Here is a 14964-nt window from a genome sequence, read left to right as displayed (position 1 = left end):
CCACGTGCTACTCACCCGTCCGCCGCTAACGTCGGGGGAGCAAGCTCCCCGTCTGTTCGCTCGACTTGCATGTATTAGGCACGCCGCCAGCGTTCATCCTGAGCCAGGATCAAACTCTCCATAAAAAAGCGTTTGATTAGCTCGTAAATTGATTGTGTTATTACTAACACATTGTGTTTGTTGGAATTAACGTTGACATATTGTCATTTAGTTTTCAATGTTCATTTTCGCGTTACAAGTTATCATTATAACGTTTCTTTTGTATAGAGTCAATATTTTTCTAAAACATTATTTAAGTTTTTTATTATCTTGACTCAACAACCAATATTCTATAATGTTTCGTCTAATTTCACAAGTATCAAATTTACACTATTGTAAATTTAGATTTACATGAAATAAACAATCTCGTTTCGACGACTTTTATATAGTATCAAGTTTCTAAACTATCGTCAATAAATTAAATAAAAATTTTTGAGTTTAAATTTCTACTTATGTAATTCATACTACACTCAACATCACTTTTTATAGTATGTATCCATGATAAATGGTTTAGAGCTCTCTACGTAACTACTCATAGAAGAGTTATCCATTTAAATAAATACTTTTATACAAATAAATGACAGCCAATTATTTATAGCTATATGAATCCTTCAACATCGTCTACCGTCTTAAAAAAAGACGTTTACGACTTAATAAGTAACCTGTATTAGGCCCTCGTGGAATGTTTAACCAAGTTAGTATTTAATTAACCCCTCACTACCTGTGTTTCAAAATATATTCTATGATTCAAACAATACTTAATATGAACGATATAGAGTTATGATTTCTCACCTTGCTTAAAAGTCCAAGCTCAACCCAATTTAATTGAAAAATAAGCATTGAGGCTGGGACATAATGGTCTTTGAATAGAGGGAAAGAGACTGGGACATAAATCCCAGCCTCTTTCAGCATCATGGCAGTAGATGACTGATTTGAAAATGCGCTCGTACCAAGCTTTTTTCAATTCTAGTCATCCTTGCCGGGCAGGACTACGAAATCTTTTTATTTAAATTAGATTTCTGTCCCGCACCCTCTCTGGGCAACCGATTAACGGCGTCCCTATAGCAGCATACTCGACAGAAACGCTCACGCTTCGACAAAATTCAAACAACCTTTTACTCATCGTTCGGTTCCGTTTAAGTCCTAAACGCTTCTGTCCTGACCTCTAAAATTTACAACCTTACTCCAGCAGTAGACGACCTCATAATAAATTGAACTGGCAGGCAACTCAAGTTACCCACCAGCCCAAAATCTAGTCAACGTTTTTAACTTTCTTGTTCTTTACATGTTTTACATAAACCATAAATTTCCATACGATGATGTGTGACATCAAAGTCAGTCACATGTTGAGCAAGTTGTTCAACTTCATTCAATAGAGGATAATGAAAATCAACGATCTTACCACATTTTTCACATATAACGTGATAGTGATTGTGCGTATTGAAATCAAAACGGCTTGAAGCATCACCATAAGTTAGTTCTTTAACAATTCCTATATCTTTAAAGACACGCAAGTTATTATAGATTGTAGCTACACTAATATTTGGAAAATCAGGTGAAAGTGCTTGATATATTTCATCTGCTGTTGGATGAGATTCAGATGAAATCATATACTTTAAGATTGCCTGTCTTTGAGGAGTTATTCTAATACCAGAATTTCTCAAAGAAGCAATTGAGTCTTCTAATTGATGTTCAACTGTTTCCATGTCCGCACTCATTAAGTTCACCGTCTTTCTATTTAATAATGATTATTACTTAATATTAATATAACTTTTACAGTCTATAAGTGTCAATACATTAACATAGAATTGGTTTAATAACCCTTCATTGGATCAATTTCATTCTCAATTAGTTCTCCTTTATTGAGAAAATGATTTAGATTTTTTTCAAATATATCCGTACCTTCAGTATAATTCTCCAGTCCATTCCCGGTAATATGAGCAGTTAATGATACGTTTTCCATATCATAGAATGGATGGTCATCTGGCAGAGGTTCATTCTCAAATACATCTAGCGTGGCATGTCTGATTGAGCCGTTCTCAAGCGCTTCAATTAATGTAGTTTCATTCACTATTGTACCTCGCCCAACGTTAATGAATAAGCATGTCTCTTTCATAAGTTTAAAATGCTTTTCCTCTAGTAAATGATATGTTTGTTCTGTCTCTGGCAAAGAGTTAACGATAATATCTGCTTTAGGCAAAGCTTTATCAAGCTCTTCTATACTATATGTTTCATCGAAGAACTGAACTTTATGGCCTGTAGTATTGACACCAATAAGCTTTAGACCCATTACCTCTAATAGTCTAGCAGTCTTTTGCGCAATTTGTCCTGTTCCTAGAAATAAAGCTGTTTCACCCGCAACTCGTCTGCCAGTTAATTTAGAATCGTAAATGTGCTTTTGTTGATTGATAAATGACTGTTTCATTTTCTTATAATCATCTAATATAAATGCCAGGATAAACTCAGACATTTGTTTAGCATGCACACCTTTAGCATTGGTTAATTTAATATTATTTCGTTGAATATAATCGAGTGGTAAATTATTCACTCCCGTGGCATACCAAGCTATCCATCGTAACCTAGGACATTTCTTTAAAAATTCTGCATCTAACTTTCCGTCATATCCAATTAGTATGTCGACGTTTGCCGCTTCCTCGTCAGTAATTTCATTAATACCTTTTTTAAATTGAAAATCTAAATCAGGAAAATCATCAATTAAGCGCGCTTCATTATCTCTCAATCTTTTCATACTAATAACTTTCATAACTCTTCACCCTAATATATCCTTGATTTCGTCCATCTGAGTCTTAACTTTGACTTTTTCAATAACATCAATAATCGTTCCACTTTCATCGATGACAAAGGTAGTACGGACTATACCTTTAGACGTTTTACCAAAATTTTTCTTCACTTGATAAACTCCAACCTCGTCTGAAAGCTTATAGTCTTCATCAACTAATAAGTCAAAATTCAAGTCATGCTTATTTATAAAGTTTTGATGTTTTCTCTTACTATCGGCACTGATGCCAAAGACTTTAATATCTAAATCATCAAACATCTTAATATTGTCTCTGAAATCACAAGCTTCTGTAGTACATGTTGGTGTATTATCTCTCGGATAAAAATATAATATCGCTTTGCTTCCTTTTAAACTCTCTTTCGTAATAACCTCGCCACTCTGGTTTTCTAATGCAAAGTCCGGAAACTGATCTCCTTTATTTAACATATCCTCACCCACTTCTGATTATTGTTATAATTATGATACGATAACAGAAGTAAATATTAAATTAAAAGAGGTTGATACACATGAATTTTAATGAAAGTGAAAGACTTCAAGAATTCTCTAACGAATATATATTAGGTGGGGTTAACTCCCCTTCTCGCTCATTCAAAGCAGTTGGTGGTGGAGCACCTATAGTAATGAAAGAAGGTAAAGGTGCCTATCTTTATGATGTGGATGGGAACAAGTTCATCGACTATCTGCAAGCATATGGACCCATCATTACTGGACAAGCACACCCACACATAACTCAAGCGATTCAGGAACAAGCTGCTAAAGGAGTACTGTATGGTACTCCGACTGAACTTGAAATTGATTTTGCTAAAAAACTTAGAGATGCTATCCCCTCTCTAGAAAAGATCAGATTTGTGAATTCAGGTACAGAAGCAGTGATGACAACTACAAGAGTTGCTCGTGCATATACAAATCGTAATAAAATCATTAAATTTGCCGGTCAATATCACGGTCATTTTGATCAAGTTCTGGTTGCAGCAGGTAGCGGACCTTCACAACTAGGCTCTCCAGATTCAGCAGGTGTCCCACAAAGTGTAGCTAAAGAAGTTATTACTGTTCCTTATAATGATATTGAAGCTTATAAAGAAGCGATTGACTACTGGGGAGACGATGTAGCTGCAGTGTTAGTTGAACCTATCGTAGGCAACTTTGGAATGGTAGAACCTAAACCTGGATTTCTTGAAGAAATCAACCGTATCACACACGAAAATGGTAGCTTGGTCATCTACGACGAAGTCATAACAGCATTCCGCTTTCACTATGGAGCAGCTCAAGACCTGTACCAAGTTTACCCCGACCTTACTGCATTCGGTAAGATAGTAGGTGGAGGGCTTCCAATAGGCGGCTACGGTGGTCGTCAAGATATCATGGAGCATGTTGCGCCTTTAGGTCCTGCATATCAAGCTGGAACTATGGCTGGTAATCCCCTATCCATGAAAGCAGGTATAGCCCTTCTTGAAGTGCTTGAACAAGATGGTATTTACGAAGAGTTAGCACGATTAGGTAAACGTTTAGAAGATGGTCTAAACGAGCTGATTAATAAACATCAGATCACGGCTACAGTTAATAGAGTTTACGGTGCTTTAACACTTTACTTTACTGATGAAAAAGTGACTAACTATGAGCAAGCTGAAAATTCTGATGGCGAAGCATTCTCTCAATTTTTCAATCTCATGCTAAGACAAGGTATTAATTTAGCTCCATCGAAATTCGAAGCATGGTTCCTAACAACTGAACACACTGATTATGAAATTGATCAAACACTTCAAGCAGCCGACTACGCCTTTAGTCAGATGAAATAATTACTCGTTAGCGTTATAATTCTATTATGAATGCTATTATACACTACGAAGTAAAGGAGCGATTTGATTGAAGTTAGGCGCAAGGATTATAAAAACTGGCATCGCGATTATGCTTGCTTTACTTATCGCTTCTTTCTTACCCAAAGATGCCGGTATTAAAGCGATCGCCGGTGTCAGCGCTGTCGTCGCAATGCAACCTAGTGTGTTTCGCTCTATTAAAACTATCGCTGATCAAGCAATTGGTAACGTTATCGGTGCAACGTTAGCTGTGGCGATGGTATTTATGTTTGGCCAACACATCATTATAATGGGTGTTACTGTCATACTGCTCATTGCTATTCTGTTTCGTTTTAAACTAGCTCATGTAGCAACGCTAGCAAGCGTGACTGCTTTAATAATTATGGGTCAACAAAGTGGTGCATTCTACGTTTCCGCTTTCTATCGCTTTGTACTAGTAATGATTGGGGTTATGAGTTCCTCATTGGTGAATTTAATCTTCTTACCCCCTAAATTCGAATCTAAAATTTATTATAATGCTCTGAATTTAACTTCAGATATCTTTGTTTGGTTTAGACTCGTACTTAATGACACTTCAGAATATCACAATATTAAAGAAGATCGCAGCTTAATTAGTGACCGTTTAACTAAACTTGAAACAACGTATTCGTATTATGAGGAAGAACGACCCTTGACTAGAAAACATGCCTACTCGCAAAACCGTAAAAAAATTCTATTTAAAGAAGTTGTTCGCAGCACCCGAAAAGCTTATGAAGTTTTAAAAAGAATGAACCGATATCAAAATGACTTGCATAATTTGAACAATGAGCTTTTATTACAAATTAAGCTTGAGCTCGACGCCTTAATCACTAATCATGAACAAATATTCATTAGTCTATCTAAAAAAGCTCGCTACGATGCAAGTCAATTAGATAGTCAAATCGAAAATCCACAAAAGAAAAATCTTATAGATGCGTTCTTTACAGAAATTAATAAAAATCCTCATCAGTTAGAATATTCGTATGCTAATATCATGCAAATTATATCCTCTATTGAAGAATACCGTTACACACTCGAACACTTAGATCGCTTAAGAATAAGCTTCTTTTCATATCATAGAAGTGATAATGAGATCGATATCATTGAAGACGACTTTGATTTATAATTGACGAAATATTAATTAACACTACGATTATTCTAGCTTGTAAGAGGTTGAGATAAAAATCCCAGAAAAAATAGCACTCAGATGATTTAATTCATTTCATCTGAGTGTTTCTTCTTAGGAGCGGGACAGAAATCTAATTTGAATAAAATGATTTCGTAGTCCCGCCCCGGCAAGGATGGCTAGAATTGAAAAAAGCTTGATACAAGCGCGTTTTTAAATCAGTCATCTACTGCCGAGATGTTGAAGGGAGCGGGACAGAAATCTAATTTGAACAAAAAGATTTCGTAGTCCCGCCCCGGCAAGGATGACTAGAATTGAAAAAAGCTTGATACAAGCGCATTTTCAAATCAGCCATCTACTGCCAAGATGCTAAAAAGGCTGAGACATTACATTATGTCCCAGCCTCTTTCTCTCTAGTCAAAGATCATTATATCCCAGTTTCTTTGTGTTGGGGCCCACCCCAACTCGCTGTGCTTGTTGAAACTGGTTTACCAGTTTCTCTGTGTTGGGGCCCCTCGCTCAAATCCTAAACGCTTTTGACGCGGCCTCGTCAAGATTCTAAATTCACGAAGCCATAGCTTTATCGATGCTTACCATAGGTGTACTGAATGTAGAGGAAATAGAATAGTTTCCCTACATCACTACTTTCAAACCAATTATGAAATAAAGTAAAACCTCCCGACTGAAAGTCAGCTCTATCATAACTTTCGTTGGGAGGTTTCTTTTTATCCATTAATTCACAAAGTTTAAATCGTTAAAAAGTTTTATAAATCTTGAATATTAAATAAATGTTCATAAGTTCCTTTTTTCTCTAGCAATTCTTGGTGCGTACCTGTTTCTACAATTTCTCCTTCCTCCATGACTACGATCTTATCTGCGTGAGTAATCGTAGAGAGACGGTGAGCTACTATTAAAGTCGTGCGATTTTCGCTTAGAACATTTAAAGCATCTTGGATTATAGCTTCACTTTCTAAGTCAAGCGCACTCGTTGCTTCGTCTAGAATAATAATAGGAGGATTATTTAAGAAAATGCGGGCGATAGAAACGCGTTGCTTCTGACCACCTGATAATTTTACGCCTCGTTCACCAACTTCAGTATCGTACCCATCTGGTAAACGTGTTATAAAATCGTGTGCATTAGCTTTCTTGGCAGCATCGATTATTTCTTCATCAGTAGCATCAGGTTTACCCAGCAATATATTTTCCTTAATGGTATCAGAAAAAAGAACATTATCTTGCTGTACTAGTCCTATTTGATGCCGTAAGCTACCAGTTAAAAACTCTTTTAAATTATATCCATCTATGGATATTTCACCTTTCAACGTATCGTAAAAGCGTGGGATGAGATTAATCAACGTCGATTTACCGCCACCACTCATACCTACGAAAGCCACCGTTTGACCTTGTTCAATATCTAAGTTAATATCTTTGAGAATCATAGACTCATCTTGGTTATACTTGAAGTAAACGTGATCCATATTAATATGGCCGTGTTTAATTTCTATCGGTTGAGCACCTTTTTTATTCTTAATATCGTAGTCCTCATCCATTAATTGAAATATACGGTCCATTGAAGCAAAGCTTTGAGTTAGTGTCGTGAAGGACGATACTAAGCGACGTAAGGGTCCAAATAATTGTTCTAAATACCCGACAAATGCAGCTAATGTACCAACCGTAATCGAGCCATTAATAGCTAAATAAGCACCTACACCGATAACGATTAAAGGCCCTAGATCTGTAACTGTATTAATCGCTGCAAATGAGTTGGCGTTCCATCTCGTGTGGGTAAAGGCACGATGTAAGAAGTGCTTATTATACCTATCAAAGTTCTGTGCTTCATTATCCTCAATGGCAAAGCTTTTTATTACAGACATACCTTGAACTCTTTCGTGTAAGAAACCTTGTACTTCAGCGAGAGCTTGAGATCTCTTACGCGTCAATCTTCTCAATCGACCAAAGAAGAAATATACTGTAAGGATATAGAAAGGGAAAATAAATATGGCAGCAAGCGTTAACTTCACATCAAGTACGAACATAATAGAAAGAGCAATCACGATAGTTACACAATCTAGCCAAATATTCATTAAGCCAGTTAGAATGAAATCTTTCGTCTGTTCAACATCATTGATAACACGCGAAATAATTTGACCTGCTTGATTGTTCGCATAAAATCGTGCACTGAGAGCTTGTAGATGATGATAGAGTTTCTTTCGAATATCATATAAGATTTTATTACTTGTCCATTGTGCTAGGTATTGTCTTAAATATTCAATAGGTGGACGAATAACAACAAAAATAAATAAAGCTATACCTAAAGCTATACCTAACCTGACAAATTTATCATGCGAAGTTAAGCTATGATTATTGATGACGCCATCGATGACATATTTGATTAATAATGGTATAAGCATAGGAATACCAAACTTGATAATACCAATAATAATCGTAGAGATGATTCGCCACCTATAAGGTTTAACAAATTGCAAATATCTACGTATCAATTTACCCCCCACTTTCTAAAATTGAACGAGGCTGAGTTAACTGTCTGAATACAGCCTTCCTCACCCTCGACATACCTCGATCCTAAGTTTTTTAATTAAATCCACAATCACTATTTTACACACTAGTCTACAAATGATTAATCTTTTTGCTCTCAGTGCGATTTAAGAATTACGTATCTTTTTATAACGTTCTCTCCATATCTTAATAAAATCAGGAGCAAAAGGTCCCTTTTTCTGTTCTATCCATTGTTGGAGTATGTCCACATTCCTTCTAAGTATGACATCGATATCATTTGAGTAATTCATCTGTCTCATATGTTGTTCGTATTCATCTTCGTCCAATAAATGATATTTTCCATTTGGATACACTTTGATATCTAAGTCATAATCAATGTATTTAAGCGCTTCCTCATCACAAACGAACGGTGACGACAAATTACAGTAATAATAAACGCCATCTTCTCTGAACATGCAAATGACATTAAACCAATATTCAGAATGAAAATACACAATCGCTGGTTCTCTCGTAATCCAAGTTCGACCATCACTTTCAGTAACTAACGTATGATCATTACCACCTATAACTACGTGATCCGTACCTTTAAGGATAGTAGTTTCAGACCACACTCTGTGTATATTACCATCATGTTTATAACTTTGAATTTTAATATTTTGGCCTTCTTTAGGTATGGTTTCTTTGATCATATTCCACACCACCTTCATTTTTATTACAAAAAGAATTATAACATAACCTATATCATCCTCCGAATATCACTCTCTCCATTTGCGGTCAATTAAAGATTCATATATCTTCGTCATAACAACTGGGAAATTATATAACTCTTTTTCGTCGACATCCATCCATCGCATATTACTTGTAAGCTTCACTTGAGCTTTGTCTATTCGTGCTTTCAACTTAAATACTTTAATGTCCCACGTGAGGTGCGTAAATTGGTGCTTAATACTTTTACAATATTCAAAAGCTAAATTCTCAAATACGTCTACTATGTTTTTCAGCGGATTATCTTTTGATGCTTCGAACATAGGGAATTGCCACATACCGTTTAAAAGTTTTGCTTGACGTTGTTCCACTAAGACTTCATTTTCGTCGTTTTCAATTATGTAAACATGCATTTCTTTAATTTTCTTCTTTACCTTAGTAGGTTTAACCGGTAAATCCATAACAGTCCCTTTTGAAAAAGCTTGACAATGTTCTTGCACTGGACAAAATAAACATAACGGTGCTTTAGGAGTACACACCATTGCACCTAATTCCATCATCGCTTGATTAAATTGTCCTGCTTCAGAGCGAACGAAAGGCTGCAACTCTTCTTCGAACGCTCGACGAGTAGATTGAAGTTTAGTATCACGATAATCGCTATTTAATCTTGACCACACTCTGAACACATTCCCATCAACAGTTGGTAGAGCTAGGTCGAAAGCTATACTCATGACAGCGGCTTGAGTATATGGACCTACCCCTTTCAATGCTCCAAACCTTTCTGGATCCCTCGGTACAATTCCATTATAAGTATGTTCGACTTCCTTAACTGCAGTGTGAAAGTTGCGAGCGCGGCTGTAATATCCTAATCCTTCCCACATCTTCAGGACTTCATCCTCGTTCGCTTGGCTTAAATCTTTAATAGTTGGGAACTGCTTTATAAATCTATGATAGTAATCTCTTACTGTATTAACTTGCGTTTGTTGTAACATCACTTCACTTAACCAAATATAATATGGATTTGTCGTCTCTCTCCAAGGCATTTGCCTTTGATTCTCCTCGAACCAGTGTAATAAATCTTTTTTAAATGTAGTCGGATGTAACATAAATAAATTACTCTCTTTCTATCTATCCTTTATGTTGAATAGTATTACGTAATTTGAATTCGTAGTTATTTCGTATTAGAATTGAATAGCTTATAATATATCTATAATTAATAAACGAAATGAGTGAACCATATGGATACTGCTACTCATATTGCCATGGGAGTAAGTTTAACTGCAATTGCAACCCAAGACCCTTCCATGTCGGAATCGTTTGCTGCGACAGCAACGACTCTTATTGTAGGATCGCTAATACCTGATAGTGATACAGTTATGAAGTTAAAAGATAATGCCACTTATATCGCTAATCATAGAGGCATTACCCACTCTATCCCTTTTACTATACTGTGGCCAATACTTATTGCTCTCTTCATTTTCGTGATTTTTAAGCATGTCGATGTCACACATATTTGGCTATGGGCTCAACTTGCGGTGTTTCTACACGTCTTTGTTGATATATTCAATTCTTATGGCACACAAGCACTAAGGCCGATTACTAATAAATGGATTCAGTTAAGTGTGATTAATACCTTCGATCCAATTATATTTACCATTTTATGTCTCGGTATAGTACTGTGGTTGATCGGACTGCATCCATTTGTTGTGTTCTTTCCAATTATAGGTATTCTGTTTATATATTATATAATTCGCTTTAGAATGCAAGCAATGATTAAGAAACAAGCTTTACGATCTATTCAGCAAGAGCACAATCCTGTAAAGGTCTTCGTCGCACCTACGATGAAATTTATGGAGTGGCGCATAGCGATACAGACAGACGATTACGATTATGTAGGTCGTAGTTATGGTAGAAATATTGTCTTTAGTGATAAGACTAAAAGGGAAACGTTACCGAGTTCTGATTTTATGCAGTATGTGAAGGATGATAAAAATATCAAAACATTCCTCAACTTTTCATCTATTTATCGTTGGCAAGCAACAGAGAAAGCTAACGGTGCTACTGAAATTCGATTAATTGACTTGCGTTATTTGAAAAATGGTCATTATTCTTTTGTCGCCATTGCTAACTTAACTCAAGATAAAGAGATTGACCATTCCTATATCGGTTGGGTCTTCAGTGAAGAAAAACTTCAAAAAAAATTATATGCCAACTGAGAAATTAACAGTAGTTCATCTAAGTGAACATAGCGCAGTCAAGCAATACTCACTCTAAAGGGGAGCGGGACAGAAATCTTTTTATTCAAATTAGATTTCTGTCCCGCTCCCAAATACAATTTGAGCATTCAGTTCTGCTTTATGAGTTAGCATTAGCTTTATTACGAGTATCGACCTTAGTGGTTGTTTCAATATTGTACTTTTGATGAGCAACAAAACGATTTAACGCGTATACGACGACATAACCTACAGCTACTAGGCTTAAAAAATAAATATGATAAGGTATATTGCTAACACTCGTTAAACCTATTACATTTGCTTCAGCAGAACCTTTCACTAAATAACACACAGGATTTAACATCATTAAGTGTGTCCATATAGAAGCATTAGAATTAGGTATATATAAAATAGGTGATAGTATAAATGTTAATACAATGATAACATAAAATATCTTCTCTATATTTTTAGAAATAATAGACAGCAAACCTAAAATACTAGCTACAACATCAATAAATAATATAGACATCAGAGCGTAGAATAATATGCCAAATGATGAATTATCAATATTTATCGAAGTACTAAACATTATAATCGTATTTACAATCCATTGAATTACACTATAAAGCACAGCAATTAGAATTATTTGAAAATAAGGCGACATCTTAAAAGACTTAAAAATAATGTAGTCTTGATTAAAGTTTTTAAATGCTAAATAAATGCCACAAAAAACAAAAGTAAATGTAGAGAACCCTGTTAGACGATAATACCAGCGGGCTTGAACGATCTCAGTTATACCAGTCAATTGGAGTACTATGAGTAAAATGACAAATAATAATAAAACGAGTGCAATGGAAGCTACTATATATTTCCATTGTCTCTTTAGACTAGCTACTGCTTGTGACCATAGATTTGGCAGTGTTTTATAAAAATTTATTAAATGATCAATCATTTAATGCACCTACAATTCTATATATATCCAGTTTTTATTCTTCATATCAGCGATGTAATACCCATCGCCTGATTTGGCAATCCAAATCTTACTACTTATGTGATAATCAGATTTTAATTTTTCCACATTCTTCATTGGGAAAGTAAATCCAGAAAGTTTATTTTCATCATTAAAAATCATTGAAATCGGCTGTTGTGTTACCGGTACCACAAAGCGGTTATCTTTCCCTTTCTCTGGTACTAATGAATCCGTGACTTTATGATGTTGTTGATGTAAATGACTATTAAAGAATTCATAGTAATGACTATAATTTTTACTCATGTATTTCGCAAGTTTATCTCCACTATGCTGTTCATATAAACCACCCGGATCAAAATAACGTATTTCATTTTTAGCAATACTATAACTCTTGCCATCAACTTCGACCCGATAATGATTTGGGCTCTCTCCAGTAATCGTCAAGAAACTATAATGTTGTGCTTGTCTATTCGAAGCATGTTTTAATCCATGCATAGTTATTTTTTTATCTAGAACAAGGCCATATGCAAGTTTATCTTTATAAGCGTGCTCGCTTTGATCCTGAATAGTCGCTTGATCAGTATTGGTAGGAACCGGCATGTTACCCATATTGCCAAATATTAGGACAATCATTAATAACATGGCTATTATGCTCGCTACAAGAATGGTCCAAAAGCGTGTGATGACTGTGGGAGGTTTAGCATGGTTATACCGCTCCACACGCTTAAAATTATATGTAAGCTCAGGCATATGCGTACGGCTTTCTTTCCAATCACGATCGAAGTTCTCTTCCTCTTCTTGGGTAACGATAGAGCGTCTATCTGATTCGTGTTCTTTGAATAAAGGTAAGACTTGCCTTATCGAACCTTCTTTACGCAATTGACCGTGCGAAATCCACGCTAAGTAATTGGTAACTTGCGGTATTCTTTCTAGATCATCATCGATAATAATCATCGTTAAGTTATTATTGATGTACTCGTTACTGAGTTTAATCGCCTCTTCGAAATAATTATCTGAAAGGGACTGAATCACTCTATTAAATATCAACACTTGCGCATGACATGTTCTTGCTATACTGAACAGTAACTGAGCATACAGAGCGTCACTTAACTCACTAACGGTTGTATCCTTTTTATCTTCTAAATGAGCGTATCTCATGATTTGAGAAACTTTATGATCGTTTACTTTAACAGGAAATAGTAAAACATGTTGCTTGATATACGTTTCAACCGTTTCAGTATGTAAATGCTTATCAGCTATATCCGCATAATAAAGATCGCTGCGTAGAATGTATTTACCTTTGTCAGGTTTGATCTCACCCGCTAATATCCGACCGACCAAAGACTTGGATGAGTTTGGCTCTCCAATTATACCTAATGATTCACCTTCATATATATGTAAACTAATATTGTTTAATTCAATAGATTCAGCATCATAATTAAAAGGCAAATACCATTTCTTCGGTTTTTTATTTCTATAATAATGCGTCACATTAAGTAACTTTAAGATTATCGAACTACCCATCCTATTTCATCCTTCTAAATATTTAATAATGCCAAAGGTAACCCTTCCTCAGGCTGATCACTATTAATTCTATATCCCCAAGCAAAGACACCTTTTAAACGTTCTATTTTAAAATATCCCTCAGTTCCATCGTTCAATTTATAAATTCGTCCGAGCTGAATCTTTTCTTGATCTACTAGATAACTCTCTGCAATTATCGTTTTATTAACGTAAACATCATATTCGTTGTAGATACCGTTCATTTCAGCCTTACGCATCTTTTCTTTATACATTTGTATTTCCTGACGTATTTCCTGCTCAGTCATCTCACTCAATTTCTTCTGCGTCATTCTCTATACCACTTTCTTCTAATTTTCTTTTAATTCTATCATAACTATAGCCTTTTCTCATCAAAGCTTCAGTTGTCTTCATAACACATTGATATCCGTCATACTTCTTCTGATATTTAGCATAACTCTTTTCTAACTCTTTTTGTAACAGTTCATCAATTTCAGCTTCATCTTGAGAGAAATCCATCTCTTGAAATGCTAACTCAATGACTTCAAATGTATACCCTTTTTGAACAAGTGATTGCTTAACTTTTGACTTCACTTTAGTAGACGGTCCTTTTTTTTGGCGCTCGATCTTTTCAGCGAGTTGAATGACTTGTTCTAAAGGTTGTTGTTCTTCATATTTTAAAACGTAATCATCTATTATATTGTTCTCTATACCCGCTTGATAAAGCTTCTGTTTATATACTTCGGGTCCTTTATCAGAAGTTTGGATCATGGTATTTTTTAAGCTCTCTGCATAATCTTCATGATCTATTAACTTTTGTTCATAACAAAAGTCAATGACCTTTGCTATAACACTTTCATTTATATCATGTTTTTCTAAATGTTTCACAACTTCTCTTTCAGATCGCTTACGATATGAGATATACGTAATAGCACTATTGATTGCCTGTCTGTATTGCTCATACTCTTGAATGTTTGCCATTTCGCTAGGGCTCAGACTTTGATCTTTTTTCAAATTAAAATGCGCTAGCGTATTGATATCAATCCCCATCTCAAACTCTCCATTGAGATACAGATTGAAGCGCTCGTTATTATTCTTTTGTACTTCAATTTTCGTAATCTTAGGCATGCATATCACTCCACTTTTAAGAATAACTTAATGCAACACGAAATGAAATTAAATAGAATAAAAACAGTTTAAAGTTACCAGGCTCTTTATCTAAACTCTGATAATTTAAACTG

Annotated in this window: 13 protein-coding genes and 1 rRNA gene; 3 read left to right on the top strand and 11 right to left on the bottom strand. The window is 35.3% G+C overall.

The annotated features are described in order from the left end of the window. The 4 genes from N9R04_RS06145 to bcp all read right to left on the bottom strand — a co-directional run. Nucleotides 1–125, bottom strand: a 16S ribosomal RNA gene (locus N9R04_RS06145); the annotation flags it as partial. A 1179-nt stretch (nucleotides 126–1304) separates the two neighbouring features. After that, the gene (gene perR / locus N9R04_RS06140) at nucleotides 1305–1757 is read right to left on the bottom strand and encodes a peroxide-responsive transcriptional repressor PerR (protein ID WP_262855785.1); all 453 of its coding nucleotides are present in this window, start codon (nucleotides 1755–1757) and stop codon (nucleotides 1305–1307) included. A 95-nt stretch (nucleotides 1758–1852) separates the two neighbouring features. Next, entirely contained in the window at nucleotides 1853–2803 is a 951-nt protein-coding gene (locus N9R04_RS06135) for a phosphoglycerate dehydrogenase (RefSeq protein ID WP_262855784.1), read from the bottom strand. Nucleotides 2804–2809: 6 nt separating this feature from the next. Then, the gene (gene bcp / locus N9R04_RS06130; RefSeq protein WP_262855783.1) at nucleotides 2810–3265 is read right to left on the bottom strand and encodes a thioredoxin-dependent thiol peroxidase; all 456 of its coding nucleotides are present in this window, start codon (nucleotides 3263–3265) and stop codon (nucleotides 2810–2812) included. Between the two features lie 80 nt (nucleotides 3266–3345). Between bcp and N9R04_RS06125 the strand changes: the two genes are divergently transcribed. Both N9R04_RS06125 and N9R04_RS06120 read left to right on the top strand, forming a co-directional pair. Further along, complete coding sequence (locus tag N9R04_RS06125; RefSeq protein ID WP_262855781.1) at nucleotides 3346–4635, top strand: glutamate-1-semialdehyde 2,1-aminomutase; 1290 nt, start codon at nucleotides 3346–3348, stop codon at nucleotides 4633–4635. Between the two features lie 67 nt (nucleotides 4636–4702). Continuing rightward, nucleotides 4703–5797, top strand: a complete 1095-nt coding sequence (locus N9R04_RS06120; RefSeq protein WP_262855780.1) for an FUSC family protein — start codon at nucleotides 4703–4705, stop codon at nucleotides 5795–5797. Nucleotides 5798–6561: 764 nt separating this feature from the next. Here the strand turns inward: N9R04_RS06120 and N9R04_RS06115 are convergent. From N9R04_RS06115 to mutY, 3 genes are all read right to left on the bottom strand, one after another. After that, nucleotides 6562–8298 (bottom strand): ABC transporter ATP-binding protein, encoded by a 1737-nt coding sequence (locus N9R04_RS06115; protein ID WP_262855779.1) that lies wholly within the window; start codon nucleotides 8296–8298, stop codon nucleotides 6562–6564. Nucleotides 8299–8460: 162 nt separating this feature from the next. Beyond that, nucleotides 8461–9003: a nucleoside tri-diphosphate phosphatase gene (ntdP, locus tag N9R04_RS06110; protein WP_262855778.1), complete on the bottom strand. Its 543-nt coding sequence runs from the start codon at nucleotides 9001–9003 to the stop codon at nucleotides 8461–8463. 66 nt (nucleotides 9004–9069) lie between these two features. Further along, complete coding sequence (mutY, locus tag N9R04_RS06105; RefSeq protein ID WP_262855777.1) at nucleotides 9070–10125, bottom strand: A/G-specific adenine glycosylase; 1056 nt, start codon at nucleotides 10123–10125, stop codon at nucleotides 9070–9072. Nucleotides 10126–10257: 132 nt separating this feature from the next. Here mutY and N9R04_RS06100 point away from each other — a divergent pair, with 132 nt between their 5' ends. Then, nucleotides 10258–11235, top strand: a complete 978-nt coding sequence (locus N9R04_RS06100) for a metal-dependent hydrolase (protein ID WP_262855776.1) — start codon at nucleotides 10258–10260, stop codon at nucleotides 11233–11235. Between the two features lie 139 nt (nucleotides 11236–11374). Here the strand turns inward: N9R04_RS06100 and N9R04_RS06095 are convergent, their stop codons facing one another. The 4 genes from N9R04_RS06095 to recX are packed head-to-tail and all read right to left on the bottom strand — an operon-like array spanning nucleotide 11375 to nucleotide 14851. Beyond that, nucleotides 11375–12184, bottom strand: a complete 810-nt coding sequence (locus N9R04_RS06095; protein ID WP_262855774.1) for a hypothetical protein — start codon at nucleotides 12182–12184, stop codon at nucleotides 11375–11377. Nucleotides 12185–12193: 9 nt separating this feature from the next. Then, nucleotides 12194–13726 carry an ATP-binding cassette domain-containing protein gene (locus N9R04_RS06090; protein ID WP_262855773.1) on the bottom strand — a complete coding sequence of 511 codons (1533 nt, stop codon included), beginning with the start codon at nucleotides 13724–13726 and terminating at the stop codon, nucleotides 12194–12196. Nucleotides 13727–13740: 14 nt separating this feature from the next. After that, complete coding sequence (locus N9R04_RS06085) at nucleotides 13741–14055, bottom strand: YfhH family protein (RefSeq protein ID WP_262855772.1); 315 nt, start codon at nucleotides 14053–14055, stop codon at nucleotides 13741–13743. Further along, nucleotides 14033–14851 (bottom strand): recombination regulator RecX, encoded by an 819-nt coding sequence (gene recX, locus N9R04_RS06080; RefSeq protein WP_262855771.1) that lies wholly within the window; start codon nucleotides 14849–14851, stop codon nucleotides 14033–14035. Before recX ends, N9R04_RS06085 begins: the two co-directional genes overlap by 23 nt. Nucleotides 14852–14964: the final 113 nt, after the last annotated feature.

Source organism: Staphylococcus marylandisciuri, assembly GCF_025519785.1.
Taxonomy (GTDB): domain Bacteria; phylum Bacillota; class Bacilli; order Staphylococcales; family Staphylococcaceae; genus Staphylococcus; species Staphylococcus marylandisciuri.
The sequence above is the reverse complement of the archived record's forward strand: the minus strand, read 5'-3'. Positions and strand labels throughout refer to the sequence as shown.

Coding starts and splice junctions, on each gene's coding strand:
- bcp (WP_262855783.1), bottom strand. CDS start 3,265: ATGTTAAATAAAGGAGATCAGTTTCCGGACTTTGCATTAGAAAACCAG.
- perR (WP_262855785.1), bottom strand. CDS start 1,757: ATGAGTGCGGACATGGAAACAGTTGAACATCAATTAGAAGACTCAATT.
- ntdP (WP_262855778.1), bottom strand. CDS start 9,003: ATGATCAAAGAAACCATACCTAAAGAAGGCCAAAATATTAAAATTCAA.
- N9R04_RS06125 (WP_262855781.1), top strand. CDS start 3,346: ATGAATTTTAATGAAAGTGAAAGACTTCAAGAATTCTCTAACGAATAT.
- N9R04_RS06135 (WP_262855784.1), bottom strand. CDS start 2,803: ATGAAAGTTATTAGTATGAAAAGATTGAGAGATAATGAAGCGCGCTTA.
- N9R04_RS06095 (WP_262855774.1), bottom strand. CDS start 12,184: ATGATTGATCATTTAATAAATTTTTATAAAACACTGCCAAATCTATGG.
- N9R04_RS06085 (WP_262855772.1), bottom strand. CDS start 14,055: ATGACGCAGAAGAAATTGAGTGAGATGACTGAGCAGGAAATACGTCAG.
- mutY (WP_262855777.1), bottom strand. CDS start 10,125: ATGTTACATCCGACTACATTTAAAAAAGATTTATTACACTGGTTCGAG.
- recX (WP_262855771.1), bottom strand. CDS start 14,851: ATGCCTAAGATTACGAAAATTGAAGTACAAAAGAATAATAACGAGCGC.
- N9R04_RS06100 (WP_262855776.1), top strand. CDS start 10,258: ATGGATACTGCTACTCATATTGCCATGGGAGTAAGTTTAACTGCAATT.
- N9R04_RS06090 (WP_262855773.1), bottom strand. CDS start 13,726: ATGGGTAGTTCGATAATCTTAAAGTTACTTAATGTGACGCATTATTAT.